Source organism: Runella aurantiaca (assembly GCF_003339505.1).
Lineage (GTDB): Bacteria > Bacteroidota > Bacteroidia > Cytophagales > Spirosomataceae > Runella > Runella aurantiaca.
Map to the genome: position 1 here is coordinate 133,497 of NZ_QPIW01000017.1, position 16,891 is coordinate 150,387.

General features: G+C 46.3%; 14 protein-coding genes. 6 read left to right on the forward strand and 8 right to left on the reverse strand.

Annotated elements, in window-relative coordinates; translation table 11 throughout:
* Positions 1 to 5: 5 nt before the first annotated feature.
* Positions 6 to 827 (forward strand): caspase family protein, encoded by an 822-nt coding sequence (locus DVG78_RS19385; RefSeq protein ID WP_114462695.1) that lies wholly within the window; start codon positions 6 to 8, stop codon positions 825 to 827.
* Positions 828 to 846: 19 nt separating this feature from the next.
* Positions 847 to 2,328: a C1 family peptidase gene (locus DVG78_RS19390; protein ID WP_114462696.1), complete on the forward strand. Its 1,482-nt coding sequence runs from the start codon at positions 847 to 849 to the stop codon at positions 2,326 to 2,328.
* Positions 2,329 to 2,349: 21 nt separating this feature from the next.
* Here the strand turns inward: DVG78_RS19390 and DVG78_RS19395 are convergent, their stop codons facing one another.
* From DVG78_RS19395 to DVG78_RS19410, 4 genes are all read right to left on the reverse strand, one after another.
* Entirely contained in the window at positions 2,350 to 2,529 is a 180-nt protein-coding gene (locus tag DVG78_RS19395) for a hypothetical protein (RefSeq protein WP_114462697.1), read from the reverse strand.
* A gap of 55 nt (positions 2,530 to 2,584) precedes the next feature.
* Positions 2,585 to 4,714 (reverse strand): tetratricopeptide repeat-containing sensor histidine kinase, encoded by a 2,130-nt coding sequence (locus DVG78_RS19400; RefSeq protein WP_158550055.1) that lies wholly within the window; start codon positions 4,712 to 4,714, stop codon positions 2,585 to 2,587.
* A 204-nt stretch (positions 4,715 to 4,918) separates the two neighbouring features.
* Entirely contained in the window at positions 4,919 to 7,381 is a 2,463-nt protein-coding gene (thrA, locus tag DVG78_RS19405) for a bifunctional aspartate kinase/homoserine dehydrogenase I (protein WP_114462699.1), read from the reverse strand.
* A 281-nt stretch (positions 7,382 to 7,662) separates the two neighbouring features.
* On the reverse strand, positions 7,663 to 9,384 hold the full coding sequence (locus DVG78_RS19410) for a GMC oxidoreductase (RefSeq protein ID WP_114462700.1): 1,722 nt from the start codon (positions 9,382 to 9,384) through the stop codon (positions 7,663 to 7,665).
* Between the two features lie 284 nt (positions 9,385 to 9,668).
* On the opposite strand from DVG78_RS19410, the gene DVG78_RS19415 reads away from it, so the two are divergent.
* Positions 9,669 to 10,355, forward strand: coding sequence for a 3-keto-disaccharide hydrolase (locus tag DVG78_RS19415; protein ID WP_114462701.1), 687 nt, complete (start codon positions 9,669 to 9,671; stop codon positions 10,353 to 10,355).
* Between the two features lie 86 nt (positions 10,356 to 10,441).
* On the opposite strand, the gene DVG78_RS19420 is transcribed toward DVG78_RS19415, so the two are convergent.
* Positions 10,442 to 10,882 (reverse strand): peptidase associated/transthyretin-like domain-containing protein, encoded by a 441-nt coding sequence (locus DVG78_RS19420; RefSeq protein WP_147277123.1) that lies wholly within the window; start codon positions 10,880 to 10,882, stop codon positions 10,442 to 10,444.
* Between the two features lie 205 nt (positions 10,883 to 11,087).
* Between DVG78_RS19420 and DVG78_RS19425 the strand changes: the two genes are divergently transcribed.
* Genes DVG78_RS19425 through DVG78_RS19435 form a run of 3 tightly spaced genes read left to right on the forward strand, consistent with a single transcriptional unit; the run spans position 11,088 to position 13,483 of the window.
* On the forward strand, positions 11,088 to 11,645 hold the full coding sequence (locus tag DVG78_RS19425) for an RNA polymerase sigma factor (protein WP_158550056.1): 558 nt from the start codon (positions 11,088 to 11,090) through the stop codon (positions 11,643 to 11,645).
* Entirely contained in the window at positions 11,620 to 12,333 is a 714-nt protein-coding gene (locus tag DVG78_RS19430; protein ID WP_114462704.1) for a hypothetical protein, read from the forward strand. Before DVG78_RS19425 ends, DVG78_RS19430 begins: the two co-directional genes overlap by 26 nt.
* Before the next feature lie 7 nt (positions 12,334 to 12,340).
* Entirely contained in the window at positions 12,341 to 13,483 is a 1,143-nt protein-coding gene (locus tag DVG78_RS19435) for a hypothetical protein (protein WP_114462705.1), read from the forward strand.
* Positions 13,484 to 13,622: 139 nt separating this feature from the next.
* On the opposite strand, the gene DVG78_RS19440 is transcribed toward DVG78_RS19435, so the two are convergent.
* From DVG78_RS19440 to DVG78_RS19450, 3 genes are all read right to left on the reverse strand, one after another.
* Complete coding sequence (locus DVG78_RS19440; protein WP_114462706.1) at positions 13,623 to 15,341, reverse strand: GMC oxidoreductase; 1,719 nt, start codon at positions 15,339 to 15,341, stop codon at positions 13,623 to 13,625.
* A gap of 31 nt (positions 15,342 to 15,372) precedes the next feature.
* Positions 15,373 to 15,924, reverse strand: a complete 552-nt coding sequence (locus DVG78_RS19445; RefSeq protein WP_114462707.1) for a gluconate 2-dehydrogenase subunit 3 family protein — start codon at positions 15,922 to 15,924, stop codon at positions 15,373 to 15,375.
* 103 nt (positions 15,925 to 16,027) lie between these two features.
* The gene (locus tag DVG78_RS19450; RefSeq protein WP_310589131.1) at positions 16,028 to 16,798 is read right to left on the reverse strand and encodes a substrate-binding domain-containing protein; all 771 of its coding nucleotides are present in this window, start codon (positions 16,796 to 16,798) and stop codon (positions 16,028 to 16,030) included.
* Positions 16,799 to 16,891: the final 93 nt, after the last annotated feature.

Here is a 16,891-nt window from a genome sequence, read left to right on the forward strand (position 1 = left end):
TTTTTATGAAAAGTTACTTTTTCCTTTTTCTGTTTGCCCTTTCCCCTTTTATTAGCCGCGCCCAAAAGCTGCACCTCATTCTGGCCTCAGACTATGAGAACAAAGATTTTGGGATGATAAGCCTCAAGGATGAAGAGATGGTAAGCACCATGTTTAAAAAAATCAGTACGCAAATCGGATACCATTTACAAACCGTTTATGTCAACCAAAGAGTGGATGGACTTACCGAAAAGGCCGTTAGAAATGCGGTCAACGACACCTCCATTCACCCCAACGACATTGTTGTTTTTTATTACTCTGGCTTTGGCACCTACCCCGACAAAAGCACCCTGCCTTCAATGCAATTAGATAATCCCGGTTTGTTTAAACTTGACAAACACAGTCTGGTATCCATTGATGAAGTGGCCGCTATCCTTCAGACCAAAAGACTCCGACTAGGTATTGTGATGGCCGATTGCCGAAACAAAATGATTGACCGATACCCTACTCCCCTGCCCAGAAATACGATTGTAAAACACGACCGTAGCAAAGAAATTCTAAAAAAACTGTTTCTCGGCGAGCCTTGCCGTATCCTGAAAATATCCAGTGGACAAAAGGGGAAACCAGTCTTTACCATCCAACGAAATTCGGTCTTTACTTATTCGCTTACCGAGGCTTTTGAGGATATGCTGTACGCAAAAAACCTCAAAGAGGTAACCCTAAACAACCTGTTGGCAAGAATTAACAAAATTACGAAATCCTTTATCCCCGAATACGCGGGCTTGAGTCAGGTCCCCGTAAGTTGTCGTCCCGCTGCCGCCAAACCAGTTGTCAAAGCTACCCGATAATCCCCTCAAAGTCAATCGTATGAATTCTACAAAGCACCTCTCCTTACTCACTTTTTTGTGGATGCTGGGCCATACCGCACTGCACGCCCAAGGACTGAATTTCAACGATACTTCGTACAATAATGTCCTGAAAAAAAAATCGAGTCTGGTGGTCAACGAAGACGGGCTCCCCCCCAAAGTGGATTTGTCGATGTATGTACCTTCGGTTCTCAACCAAGGGACCCTCGGCACCTGCGTGGGATTTTCGACGGCCTACTACATGCGTACAATATTAGAAGCCAAACGGCTCAATATTACCAACAAAGATTCGATAGATGCGCTGCGTTTTTCGCCCTCTTTTCTTTACAACGCCATCAAATCCCCCAACGACGACGCGTGTAAAAAAGGGGCAGAAGTAGCAAATGCCCTTGAATTTTTGAAAACCAACGGAGTGGCCCGACTCGCCCAACAGGGCTATCCCGACTGTACGCCGATGACCTCGTTACGGCCAGCGGCAGAATCCAAAATCATGGATTATATACGCCTTTTTGGGTTGAACGACCAACAGGAAGACATCGTGGTCGCAACCAAGAAGGCATTGGCCGAAGGAACGCCCGTCGTTATTGCCATTCAAACTACTCCTTCGTTGGACGAGCTCGGTTTTTGGCCCAAACTCTGGATGCGCATTTTGCGTTTTTTTGGCATTGGCTCGGGCGACGAGTACGGCCTATGGGACCCTAATAAATCGGACAATTTACGCGGCGGGCACGCCGTTTGCGTGGTGGGCTACGATGAAAAAAAATTTGGCGGGGCTTTTCACGTCGTCAACAGCCGAGGAGAAGATTGGGGCGAAGATGGGTTTTTCTGGATTCGGTACGATGATTACACCAAGCACACCAAATACGGCTTTCAGGCGTATCTATCCCCCAACAACTACACGACCGAGGCCCTACGCTCGGGCGATGTGACCATCGAACTGGCCAATTTACGCCCCGTAGAACTTCCTTTTACGCGCCAGTCACCCGAAGGAAACACCGCCGCCAATGAGCCGTTGGTGGCCTACTCACTCCGCGACCCGCAACAAACCGACACCGAATATAAATTCCGCATTAACGTAGATAAACAAACCTACCTGTATGTACTCGGCGCCAATGCCACCCAGCCCAGCGTTGATAAGCTTTTCCCGATTGATTCCATCAGCCCCGTAGTTGGTGCCAACACCAAGGTATTTCTCCCTTCAGAGGAGCAAGTGTACGCACTCAATGAAATCACTGGGACAGAATCTTGGCTGTTTTTGTTTTCTGATAAAGAAGTCAACATCGACAGTTGTATCACCGCCATGAATGGGCAAAAAGGAACTTTTACCCAGCGGGTGCAGAAGGTAATGGGCTCAAAATTATTGAATTACGAGCAAATTGACTACAAAACGAAGAAGATGGGTTTTGAGTTACGGGAAAAACATGAAGGTAAAATCGTCCCGTTGTTGATTACCCTAGAACACATTAAAAGGAGGGATTTATAGTGTCCCCCCTTTTATACACTATTACTTTTTACCCATTTTCGAGCCTACCAAATAACCAACCACCAAGCCTATCACCACGCCGATAACTACCGACATCGGCTCAATGCTGCTGCTCTCTCCTTCGGTCTCAATGTGTGCCTGAGCAAATGAAAGGTGAGCCGCTATCAAAAGAATACAAGTAATAAAAAAAGACTTATTCATAATGTAAGGAAGTTAAGTAATGGTTTAATGAACAGTTAAATATAATCAAAACGAACTATTTTTTCACCTTCTTTTTCTCTTCTTCGGCAAATGATTTAATCGGCAACTTGACAATAAACGTAGCTCCTTCACCCTCTACCGTCTCTACATCAATGGTGCCGCCGTGGCCTTTGACCACGATGTCGTAGCTGAGCGACAATCCCAGCCCAGCGCCTTCGCCCGTGGGTTTGGTCGTAAAAAACGGCTGAAAAATCTTACCCCGCACATTATCCGCAATTCCGGTGCCGTTGTCTTTTACGTGGATTTCAATCATGTCCTTCCCTTTTTTTGTAATCACCGTTACGTTGGGTTGGTAAGTAGCCAATACCGCCATCATGCCGTCGTTCTGTTTACTCGTCTGATTGGCTTTAAAATTGACCGAATAAAACGCGTTGTTACACAAATTCATCATAACCCGGCCAATATCCTGCGGCACAACGGTGATCTCGGGTAGATTTTCATCAGCCACGAATTCATAGGCCGAATTGAAATTTTTGTACTTGGCCTTCATGCCATGAAACGCAAGGCGGAGGTATTCGTCAACGATTTTGTTGATGTTAGTGATGTCTGGTTCGCCCGTACCCGTGCGCGAGTGTTCGAGCATACTTTTCACGATGTCGCTGGCGCGTTGCCCGTGGTTGGTGACTTTCTGAAGGGTCTTTTCCAAGCTGCCCAAAAGCTCCATTTCTAAAATCTCATCCTCCTCGTTTTGTGCCTTAATATCAGGAGGTAATTCGCCCCCCGTTTGGACTGCGGCTACCGAATTGGTTCGAAGCTTGACTTCTTCTTTGATTTCCATCAACTCCTGCACCATACCCACGCTGATGTCAGCAAAATTATTTACGAAATTCAACGGGTTCTGAATCTCGTGGGCAATGCCCGTGGTAAGCTCGCCCAAGCTGGCGAGTTTTTCCCTTTGGATGAGCTGGGCCTGTGTATTTTTAAGGGTCTCGAGCGACGTCTGGAGTTGCTTCTTTTGGGTTTGAATGGCCTCTTTTTGTTTGTGCAAAAGTTCATTTGCCCGATTCTTCTGAATATTGTTCCGATAGAGAATCACCATCACAATCAAAATAACGCCCATCACCCCAAACAAAAGGTACATTCTTCGCTGATTCTCAAACTCTTTTCGAGTGGCGCTCAGTTCCTGTTGCCGCAATTGCTCATTTAAGCCTAAATTTTGAATTTGCTTTGTTTTTTCTTCACTAAAAATACTGTCTTTGGCCACCGCCGCCAGCTTAAAATAATCGTAGGCCTTGGCTTTATCGTTGGATTCATACAACGACGCAAGCAACATTCCTGCCTCATAGATATACTTTGTATTGTTGACTTCCCGACTCAATGTCAAGGATTTTTGGGCGTAATACTGACAAGAATCAAGGCGTTTTCGTGCTTTAAAGACCTGGGCCATCTCAAAATACGTTTGGCTCAAAAGTCGATTATTCTCGGCGGCTTTCAGGTAAGGCAGCGCCGAACGATAGTACTTGAGCGACAAGGGATAATTTCCCATTCGGTTGTAAATATTACCCAGATTCATCAACAGTACAGGCACATTGCTACTTTTACGTTTGAGGGCCATCTCGTAGGCCGCTTCGGTATAAAAACGCGCTGAATCAGATTGATTTAGAAGAGCATAATCGGTTCCGAGATTGACCAACGAAATTTGAAGAAGGTTTTGATCATTTATTTTTTCGGCAATGACTTTGGTCTTAAAGTAGTACTCAATGGCCTTTTTGGAGTCTTTTTGTTCGGAATACAAAATCCCGATGTTGTTGAGGGTTCGGGCAACACCTTCTTGGTCATCAATTTTTTCCGCAATTTTCAGGGCGTTAAAGTGCATCGCCAACGCCTCGGCATAATTGCTCGTAAAGCGCAGAATAGACCCCAAACGGTTCATATTTCGGACTTTTCCCCGGGGAAAATTAATTTTTTCGGCCAAATCTAATCCTTCTTGAGAATACTGCATCGCAACCACTGGCTTTGAATACATCAACCGAAGACTCAGTTGGTCGAGCGTAAGCACCCGGGCCGTATCGGGCATGGGCTGAGCAAGGACTTTTTTTAGGCTGTCAACTGGACTTATTTGTGCAAAAGCAGCATTTACGAATAGGACCAAACACAATAAATGTGTTGAGGCAATCGCTTTCATTCTCATAGAATTAAGAGTTCATCACGAACAAAGATATAATAATATTTGAGATGAAATGTACCCTTTTACTAATCGGTACAGGACAAATTTAGGCAACTTGGATTTGCACATACCCATCAATCGGCTAAAAAAAGGCATTTACAAAAAAAACGTCGGCGAGGCTTGAAGCCCCGCCGACGTTCAGCAGCGTACTGATTTTCAGTTTTATGACAAATAACTACTGATGCTCATCACGTCGGCAAATACGCCTGAAGCCGTCACTTCTGCCCCAGCGCCCGGTCCTTTGACCACCAACGGCCGCGAGTTGTAACGCTCGGTGGTAAACGAAACGATGTTGTCCGCGCCCGAAAGAGAATAAAAAGGATGGTCGGCATCGACGGTGCGCAACTGAAGCGTAGCTTTGCCGTTTTCGAGCGTAGCGATATAGCGCAATTTTTCTCCTTTTTCGGCAGCCGCTTGCAGCAAACCCGCAAAATACGCGTCAGAATTTTCTAATTCAGTAAAGAAATCAGCAACGGTTGGAGCCTGCAAACAATTGTCGGGCAAAATTGGGGCAATTTGAATGTCGCTCATTTCGAGTCCAACGCCTGTTTCACGGGCCAAAATCAGGATTTTACGCGCTACGTCGAGGCCACTCAAATCGTCGCGCGGGTCTGGCTCGGTGTAGCCTTTTTCTTTGGCTTCCCCCACAATATCAACAAATCGGGTCCCCGCCACAAAGCTGTTGAAAATGAACGACAGCGTACCTGATAAAATAGCTTCAATTTTGACAAATTTATCCCCGCTTGCAATCAATCCCTGAATGGTGTTGATGATGGGCAAACCTGCGCCCACGTTGGTTTCGTACAAAAACTTAACTCCCTTACGCACTGCCGTTTGCTGCAACCGTCGATACTCCGCGTAGCTGCTCGAATTGGCCACTTTGTTGGGCGTCACGACCGACACGCTGGCATCGAGCAAAGGGTGATAATAATGAATAATGTCCTTGTCGGACGTGCAGTCAATGAATACGCTGTTGGGCAAGTTGAACTCACGAATACGCTGAACAAACGCCGGCAAGCTCGTGGTTTTGCCGTTTTCGTCCAGTTCTTCCTTCCAATGAGTCAGGCTGATGCCTTCGGGATTGAGCCACATTTTTTTGCTACGGGCCAAGCCTACCACGTTGACTTTCAGCAACTTTTCTTTGGCTAAATAGTCTGACTGTGCCGAAAGTTGTTTCAAAAAAGTACTTCCAATCAAGCCCGTTCCGACAATAAACAGGTTCAACGTTCGTACTTCCGACTGAAAAAACACGCCATGAATGGCATTCAGGGCCTTAGAAAGGTCATTTTTCTGAATAACCACCGAAATATTCAACTCCGAAGAGCCTTGGGCGGTGGCGATGACGTTGATACCGTTTTTGCCAAGCGCCGTAAATAATTTCCCCGAAACACCCGTACTACGACGCATTCCTTCGCCCACGATGGCAATAATAGAAACGTTTTTCTGAATCTGAATTCCATCCCGGTCAATATCACCCGCGCTGATTTCGGGCGCAAAAGTTTGGTCCAAAACCTCCTTGGCGCGGTCGGCGTTTTTGGGGTCGATGGCAAAACAAATCGAATGTTCGGACGATGCTTGTGAAATCAAAATCACGCTGATTTTATGACGCGAAAGCGCCGAAAACAAGCGCGCCGATACACCCGCCACCCCAATCAAACCGCTGCCTTGCACATTGACAAGGGCAATGTCATCAATGGAGCTGATGCCAGTAATAGCAAAAGGCGTTTCGTCGGAGGTCGTATGAACGGTGGTTCCTTCTGACGATACGTTGAAGGTATTCAACACCTTAATCGGGATATTCTTAACAAATGCGGGCTGTAAGCTCGGCGGATAAATCACTTTGGCCCCAAAATGACTCAACTCCATGGCTTCCGCGTAGGTAATGGTCGGAATCGTAAATGCGGTAGAAACCTTGCGGGGGTCGGCGGTCATCATCCCGTCTACGTCGGTCCAAATTTCAATTACGTCGGCGTCGAGTGCCGCCCCAAAAATGGAGCCTGTATAGTCGGAGCCACCCCGCCCGAGGGTAGTTGTAATCCCTTCGGCCGTAGAAGCAATGAAGCCCGTAATGCACTGCATTGCATCAGTTCTGGCAAAATGGGCTAAAATTTGCGCATTTGTGACCTCAAAATCCACTTCGGCGTAGCCAAAATGATCATTGGTGCGTATCAGGGTGCGGGCGTCGCAAAACTCCGCTTTTACACCACGTGCTTTGAGGGCTTCGGTAATGATGGTTGTGGAAAGGCGCTCACCGAAAGACATTAACAAATCGAGCGTTCGGGCCGACAGTTCCCGAATCAGCGAAATACCTTTCAGTAAATCTTCCAATTCGTTGACCAATCCGCGCACCTTGGCGATAGAACTACTTTGATTTTTAATGTCAATCAAGCCCCGAATGGCCGCAAAGTGGCGTTCTTCAACGGCTTTGAGCGCCTCAAAATACTCCGCATTTCCTTTGGATGCCATGCGGCCTATCTCAATGAGCTTGTTGGTTACGCCGCCCATGGCAGAATACACCACGGCAATGCGCTCGCCTTTGGCAATATTATCTTGTAAAATCTGAATGACCTGTTGGATACTTTCGACAGTGCCGCACGAAGTGCCGCCAAATTTGAGGACTTTCATTCTAAAAAAATTTGTAAACGGCTCATCACCGCAATTTTAAGGTGGCGTGACGGCTTTCGTAAAGCTAAACTCATCACTTAGGCTGCAAAGATAGCGGGGAGAGGCTATTTTTACAGTAAACTCGTGACTTTTATCGTATATACGCCTCCCGATTTTCAATTTTAGGGTTCGTATAAAACAAAATAGCGGGGCAGTGCCCCGCTGTTTCCAAATAAAATATGCCGAATTTTTTAGCGTCGGTCGGTTATACGTCGCGGTTTATAACCGACTGACGCTTGCGTTTATATATTCTTTGCTTTCAACTGCTTTACGGCATAGTCGGTGGCACGGGCCGTGATGGCCATATAAGTCAAAGATGGATTTTGCGTAGACGTAGACGTCATACAAGCTCCGTCGGTGACAAAGACGTTTTTGCAGTGATGGAGTTGATTCCATTTATTCAATTGCGACGTTTTGGGGTCTTTGCCCATGCGCACACCGCCCATTTCGTGGATGTCGAGGCCCGGGGCTTTGCTAGGTACATCGTTGGTTCGGATGTTGGTAAAGCCTGCCAATGTCAACATTTCGGTCATTTGTTCGTGAAAATCTTTCACCATTTTGTTGTCGTTGTCATCATACGCCACCGACACTTTCAGGAGTGGAATGCCCCATTGGTCGGTTAGGTTAGAATCAAGCGTCACATAATTACTCTCTTTCGGAATGGTTTCGCCCATCATCCAAGAGCCCACGCGCCAGTTTCCATACTTGGGTGTTGCTAAGTTTTCCTTCAATGTTTCTCCCATGTCTGAAGTATTACGGGACATGGCCCGTTCGCCTGAAAACCCTGCTGCATAGCCCCGCAGAAAATCAACTTTATCTTGCTGAAACACATTCCGAAAACGTGGGATATAACTACTGCCGGGGCGTTTGCCTTCCGTAACAGTATCCAAAAGCCCTTCGTATTCGCCCGAAATAGTGGTCCGGAAGTTGTGAAACGCCACGTATTTACCCAACAATCCGTTGTCGTTGCTCAACCCGTTTGGAAAACGATTGGATTTGGAATTCAACAAAATCAAGTTAGTATTGAGCGCCGAGGCATTCAGAAAAATGATTTTGGCGTAATATTCAACGGCCTCTTTGGTATGGGCATCAATGACGCGTACGCCCGTTGCCTTGCCCAGTTTTTCGTCATAAATCACCGAATGCACCACTGAATCGGGCCGAAGGGTCATGTTACCCGTCCGAGCAGCCCAAGGCAGGGTCGATGCATTGCTGCTGAAATACCCACCGTATGGACACCCACGTACACACAAATCACGCTGCTGACACTGCGCCCTACCTTGCTGATAATGAATGGGTTTTGGTTTGGTCAAATGCGCACATCGACTTACAATAATGGGGCGTGTTCCTTTATAATGTTGCGCCATTTGTTGGCTAAAATGCTTTTCTACGCACGATTGCTCAAACGGCGGCAAAAACTCTCCGTCGGGCAATTGTGCCAATCCGTCTTTGTTTCCCGAAATCCCCGCAAACGTCTCAACGTGGCTGTACCAAGGTGCCAACTCTTCGTAGCGAATGGGCCATTCCACCGCAAAACCGTCACGGGCGGGGCCTTCAAAATCATACTTCGACCAGCGCTGCGTTCCGCGCGCCCACATCAGCGACTTGCCACCCACATGATAGCCCCGAATCCAGTCAAAGGGTTTTTCCTGCACGTAAGGATGCTCGGCATCTTTCACAAAAAAGTGCGCCGACTCTTCTTTAAAAGCATAACAGCGGCTCGCAATCGGGTTGGCATCTTTGATGGCTTTGGGCAACTGTCCCAAATGGTCAAACTCCCACGGATTCATCATCGTGGTGGGGTAATCGGTCACATGTTTGACGTCTCGCCCGCGCTCCAAAACGAGGGTTTTAAGCCCTTTATCGCACAATTCTTTGGCCGACCAGCCGCCGCTAATACCCGAGCCTACCACGATAGCGTCGAAGGTGCGGTCTTTGATGGAATCAATATTCAAGTAAGACATATCTGATTTTGGATTGTCGATTTACAGTGTGTTGTTATCATAAAAAAGACAACTTATTTTTGAATTACTGTTTACTTTGCCAAAATTCTTATCGGCCTTCCCAATCGTCTAATTGTCCTTCTTTCTTATAACGCAACAATTTCCCAAATCTTTAATGGATAAATCATCATTCTGAAATTTTACTTTTACAAACCCCTTTGTATTTGAGTAGCCTTTCATTCCAACCTCCGCAGCGGTAAAAACAGCATACCGCGCCCTTTTATAAAGATAAAATCACCAAATCCATGAAAACCACGATTCTTTTGTTCTTTCTCTTCGGCTCCTTGATTTTTGCCGCCAACGCGCAGGAAAAAAGCCTCTTCAACGGCAAAGACCTGACGGGCTGGCACATTGACGTGCCTGCAATGGACAAAGACCCCAAGTTGAAAAACCCCTTTATCATCCGCAACGGCCTATTGGTAAGTTTAGGCGAGCCACAAGGCCATTTGATTACGGATGCCGTTCATGAAAATTACCGCATCGAAATCCAGTACCGATTTGCGGGCAAACCCGGCAACTGCGGTCTCCTCCTCCACGCATCCACGCCACGCGCGCTGTACGGCATGTTTCCCAAATCCATCGAGTCGCAAATGATGCACAAAAATGCAGGCGATTTCTGGTGCATTGTCGAAAACATCGAAGTTGAAGACATGGAAAAACGGCGCGGACCAAAAGAAAATTGGGGAACGGTCGACGGCAAAGAACGCCGCGTAAAAAACCTGACCGACAATTCCGAAAAACCCTTGGGTGAATGGAATACGATGGTGGTTGAATGTCTCAACGACCACATCAAGGTCTGGGTCAACGGCGACATGGTCAACCACGGTTTTCACTGCACCGCCCACAAAGGCCACATCGCCCTGCAAGCCGAAGGCGCCGAAGTGGAATTTAGAAAAGTAGCGCTGACCCCGATTAAGAAGTTGACAGAGTGATATGAAAACGATGACCGTTATGACTTTGTTGTCACTTTTTTTCTTAGCCAGAAGGCCATGGTGAGAATACCAACAGCGGCACAAGTTTAAAAAGGTATTAAAACAAAGTTATATTGTGTTTTCTGACCTATTTCCCCACGACAGCAGTCTCTGGTAGCTCCTCTGTTTTTGGTCACTGTAGAATATTTATATTTATTAACAAATGTTGTATCACTGTACCATTTGGCATGTACCTCTACTGAATGATACCCTTTGGGTACATCAAGCGTTACACTGTATTCGCCTTTTTCGTTGGTATAAACGGTTGTTAACTTATCACCTGAGGAGGCTATAATACCATTATTACCATGAATTTCAACTGGTACTTTTTCAATCGGTTGATTTATATCATTGGTTATGATTCCAAACACCATGGTTGTTCGGTCTTGTTTTTTACAGCCGACTGTTGCTAAAAACAACACTGCCAATAGGCAAATAAGTGCTCTCCTAATGCTCATATTCTTTGATAGAGTGGTGGTATTAGCCATTGCTGTTCCTTTTAACAACCCTTCTCCCGCTCTTTCTCACAGCAAAATACTGCAAAAATGTAGCTCTTAAAAGTGGTGAATTGGAAATATTTTTATGCCGTCGTTTCCACAAAAAACAGCATCAAAAAAATCATTTTTAAGTTTTATCCATAACGCAGGCAACCATTTCTGTCTGTATTTTATTATACGCTCAAAACAATTGTTCTTGATTACACTCGCCATCATACAGCAAGCTCAAAAGCGTGATATAAAAGCTCAAAGACACATCTTTGAACACTACGGAAACACGTTATATCGACTGGCATTCAGATATTTACGAGAACGTATGGAAGCGGAAGATGCAGTTGCGGAGTCATTCTGCGCCATTTTTGAGAACATTTCAAAGGCAAAGTTTGAAAATGTGATGCTCTTTGAGGGGTGGCTTAAGCGAATCACCGTCAACGAATCACTGAAGTCCCTTAAAAAACGGGCGAATTTTCAATTGATTTCAGATACTGATTATGAAACAATCGTCATCAGAAACGAGGTTATTGAATGCCTAACGGCAGCCCAAATACTTGAGTTAGTGTCTCAGTTGCCCGTAGGCTACCGAACAGTATTCAACTTATACGAAATAGAGGGTTTTACCCATGCTGAGATTGCTAAGCTTCTAAATATCAACGAAGGAACTTCCAAATCGCAATTAAGTAAGGCCAAAGGGTTATTGCAGAAACGGATTATTGAACTAGACGAAGACTATGCAAAATCAAAAATTGTTCGATAAAATCCGCACTTCCCTTACCGACGAGGAAGCGTTGGAGCAAGAGCCGCTCGAATGGAGTACAGAAGACGTATGGCAAAAAATTGAACAACGTCAACATCAAAACAGGAAATTGCTTTGGTGGCCTTTTGCAGCGGCAGCGGCTTTGGTAATATGTATGGGAGGATACGTTTGGTTTTGGGCAGTCACTGAAGTTGAAAAACCAATGATAAAGCGTGTCATAACCGTTGAAAAGGATAGAGGCATAAAGTCTGCTTTGAATGTTCCAACTAAAAACAAAAAAGCTGATTCGAAGCCATTATATAACCTTCATAAGAGCGAAACAATAGCCGAAAGAAAAAAGGAAACACAGGATACATTTATTGTTGCTAATCCGTCAACAGCTCCAGTGGATGTAAAAAGCACTCCCGAGCAGGACTCTGTTTTAACCGCTGCAGTAGCTACAGAAATACCCCCCATTGTTGAAAATAATCCCGTAGTAAGGGTTTTGGTGGTTGATATAGATTTGCCCGATGCGCCGCCGGTGGCTGAAGACATGTTGAAAACAACTTTCTTACAACGATTCAGCCAACAGGCAAGACGCCTAAGAACAGAGCGAAAATTTGACATAAAAGCCCTAGATCGAAAACCCGGTGCCGGAATCTGGTCGTTTGTGGGGCAGAGTTTTGTAACACCTGACGTTAAACACTAATATAGCCATGAAAACGATCTTTTCAATTTGCCTTTTAACAGCCTACAGTACTTTTGCCGTTGAGCAGCCGGATTCCATTATCATCAATGCGGGTAAAAACAGTCGAGTGATTTTTTACGGGAAAACGCAGCAAGATCTCAAAAACATCGAACGACTTGATCTCAATAAATTGCTGCGAGATTTGAATCAAAAACAAGATTCCACCAAGGCTATCTCTAACCACCTACAAATGAGTTCTGAGTCGTACCAAACTACGACGACCAAACCCACTCCAAAATGGGAAAAAATCTGGCAGAGCTACAAAAAAAACACATTTTTGAATGCCCACGTAGGATTGGGAAGTTATCGTTTTTTTGGAAAGCCCATTGGGGAATATGAATATTTCAGACTTAGCAATCCAGATGTAATCATGCCTAATAGCGGGCTTACGGATTTTAAGATGCGCCAATCACTTTGGCTTCGGGCGCGCTCCGCAGTTGGGATAAGTTTACTTCATGATATTCCGTTAGTCAATACATCTCGCATGGCGTTTAAATTTCGGTATGGCTTAGGAGTTGAGGCGTTAGGGCTACGTTTTGAGTATTCAAATTTAATGCTCATTAATCCAATATCCAGAGAGTTTTTAGAAAGTGATGGTTGGCGAACTTTCAACAATACTAAATGGCAATATATCCAAGGGCTGGGCACAATTCTTGAACAAACCGATGTTAGAGCCATGAGTTATTATGCTCAAATAATGCCCAAACTCGTTTTAAAGGATAAAAAAGGACGAGAATCATTTTCATTTGGGTTGGGGATTCGCTTAAATAAGAGCTCTCTAAAACAACCTATTCATAGTGGAGACCCTAATAATTGGGGTATTTATTCTTCAAACAGTAATCCTTCGGGGGGGGGACGAACAACGTGGTCAGAAGGCCCAATTGTAAGGGCAAAAGAGGTGTTTTATGTTACTAATAACTCCAATCCAAAAAGCATAAGCTTTTTGGCAGAAGCAGGCTATCGTAACATTTCATTGTTTGCTAACTATACACCTGCATTTACTGAAATTTCGCAACGATTCAGAGGCAATTACACTTCAACCACTGCCCCATTCAATACCCAATCAGGCAAGTTAGGCTTTGTCAATTTTGGGGTAAAATTCGGCCGTTGATACTCTTCCGTCGGCACAGGTTGTGGGTAATATTCAAACTGCTTAAAACGGCAAAAGAGCGAAGCAATGCCCCGCTCTCGCAAATAATGAGAATTACCCGTCCGACGGTTCTAAACCGTCAGACGGGTATGACAGATTGCTACAAATTCTTCGCCTTCAACTGCTTCACGGCGTAGTCTGCCGCGCGGGCGGTGAGGGCCATGTAGGTCAGCGATGGGTTTTGCGTGGCCGTGGAGGTCATGCAGGCACCATCGGTAACGAATACGTTTTTACAGGCGTGCAGCTGATTAAATTTATTGAGCATTGATGTTTTGGGGTCTTTGCCCATGCGCACGCCGCCCATTTCGTGGATGTCGAGGCCTGGGGCTTTGTTGGGCACATCGTTGGTGCGGATGTTGGTAAAACCTGCTTTGGTAAACATCTCCGTCAATTGCTCGTGAAAATCCTTGATCATCTTCTCGTCGTTGTCGTCGTAGCTGACCGAAATCTTTAACTGCGGAATGCCCCACGGGTCGGTCAACTGGGAGTCGAGCGCCACAAAGTTGGTTTCTTTCGGAATGGTCTCGCCCATGATGTGCGAGCCTACGCGCCAGTTGCCGTATTTTTTCTCGGCAAGGCTGTTTTTCAGGTCTTCACCCATGCCAGAGCGGTCGTTGTAGGTCATGCGGCTCGCGCCGAAACCTGCCGCGTAGCCGCGCAAAAAGTCTGTTTCCTGCTTAAATACGTTGCGGAAACGCGGAATATAACTGCTATTGGGACGGATACCTTCGGTGGTGGTATCCATAAATCCTTCATACTCGCCCGAGATACTCGTGCGGTAATTGTGGAAGGCCACATATTTACCCAACACGCCGCTGTCGTTGCCCAAACCATTTTGGAAACGATTGGATTTTGAGTTCAGCAAAATCAAATTGGTATTCAACGCCGCTGCATTCACGAAGATGATTTTGGCGTAGTATTCAACGGCCTCTTTGGTATGGGCATCAATCACCCGAACGCCCGTGGCTTTGCCGAGTTTCTCGTCGTATAGAATGGAATGCACTACAGAATCAGGCTTCATCGTCATTTTGCCGCTCCGCTGCGCCCACGGAATCGTGGAAGCGTTGCTGCTGAAATACCCACCGTACGGACAGCCGCGCTGACACAAGGCGCGGTTTTGGCACTGCGCGCGGCCTTGGTCGTAGTGGATTTGGTTGGGCTTGGTCAGGTGCGCACAACGTCCGATAATGATGGGACGCGCACCGCTGTAATGCTTCGCCATTTGCTCACCGAAGTATTTTTCCACGCACGATTGCTCATGTGGAGGCAAAAATTCCCCATCAGGCAATTGGGGTAATCCGTCTTTGTTTCCCGAAATACCTGCAAATTTTTCGACATAGCTGTACCAAGGTGCAATGTCGTCGTAACTAATGGGCCACTCCACCGCGAAACCATCGCGGGCGGGGCCTTCAAAATCGTATTTTGACCAACGCTGTGTTTGACGCGCCCAGAGGAGGGACTTCCCGCCTACCTGATAGCCGCGAATCCAGTCGAACGGTTTTTCCTGCACGTAGGGATGCTCGGCATCTTTCACGAAGAAATGCGCCGCATCTTCGTTGAACGCGTAACAGCGGCTCACGATGGGATTGGCATCTTTGACGGCTTTGGGCATTTGACCCAAGTGGTCAAACTCCCACGGATTTTTGAGGGTGGTGGGGTAATCGGTTACGTGCTGCACATTGCGCCCGCGTTCGAGTACGAGCGTGCGCATTCCTTTGCCAGTCAGCTCTTTGGCCGCCCAGCCTCCGCTGATGCCCGAACCAATCACGATGGCGTCGAACGTACGGTCTTTGATGGAATCTATATTGAAATAAGACATTTTGTGGGTTATGCTTTAGCTGATAAGTGGCCTACCGGTCCGTTTTTTTCTCCATCTTTCCCTGTGCTTTGGCAATCGGAACGCAGCCGTGATAATAGCCGGGAGCCATGTTGTATTTCTGAATGTTAACCATTACGTACTCAGAGTTTTGATACCCCTGAATGGTCAGGCCTTTAATCATGTTTACAAACTGTTTCGTGGCTACATCGGGCGAATTAGCGAGTTTTTTGAGCAACTCAAGGCGTTGGGCAGGTTCTATTTCGGCAAACACTTTTCCGTGCGCCAGTTTGGACGCGATGTCGGTCGTAGCAAGGCCCTCTTTCAATCCTTTTTGGGCGGCTTCTCCGTAGCAATCGTTGATCATCCGCATCGCAAATTGATGCACTTTAAGTGATTTTGCGCCGGGGGTGGTAGTTTCGGGAATGATGGTTTCTACGATTTCGGCCAATGTCCCCTCTTCACTCAAGGACAACGTTGATACCTTTCCGATGGATTCGGGAGTCCAACCCGAAGCCCAAGTGGGAAGACTCATCAATCCTCCAACGGCCATGGTCAAGTTCCGTATTGCTGAACGTCTTTGCATGATTAAATATCGTTATGAACAGTTGTTAATCTTTTACAGTATCCCTGATAAAGGAGTTTAGTGAGGTAAAATTACCCATTAAATAAGATAAAAGCGTGTCTAATCAACTAACTTTTTTCTTAGACAGCATCGAAGATTCTCTGACCATCAACTGGGTGGAGAGGGTCACGGTTTCGGGTACGCTGTGCTCCGATTCCAGTTGTTTGAGCAACAGCCTCACTACCTGCGAGCCCATTTCCTGAATGGACTGATTCACGCTCGACAGCGACGGCGAGAGGTAAATACAGGTAGGCTCGTTGTTGAAGCTGACAATTGCCACGTCGTCGGGAATGCGTATTCCTTTCTGTTTCAGGGCATACATGGTCGAAAAAGCAATGCGGTCGCTCATGGTCAAAATCCCATCGGGAGGCTCAGGTAGGGCCATCATGCTCAGGGCTTGCATCATGCTATTTTCTTGCGTAAAATCACTGTGAAATACACAACGCTCGTTGTAAGGCAAATCATATTTTCGCAAGGCTTCCTTAAATCCTTCCAATCGCTGATTACTGATCAAAAGATTGGGCGGCCCCGCCAAACAGCCCAGCCGTCGGCAACCGTTTTCGATGAGGTGCTCGGTGGCTTTAAAAGCCGCCAATTGATTGTCCACAATCACTTTTGAGGCTTCGATTCCTTCGGCGTAGCGGTCAAAAATCACCACGGGGATTTGCTTGCGCAACAGCCGATTGATGTGATCAAGGTCTTGGGTATCGCGCGCCAACGAAATGATAAAGCCTTCTACCTGACTGTTGAGCAGATTTTGTATTTGCGCCACTTCGCGCAAGTACGACTCGTTGGTCTGACACACCATAGCCGTCAGGCTAAGGAAAAAAGGCATAAATTTGTCGGATGCAAAAGATTGATTTTCAAGACCTCGACCTATCCTCCTCGTGTTTTTCAGACTTATCCTCTTTTTTTGAGGCATCCGCTT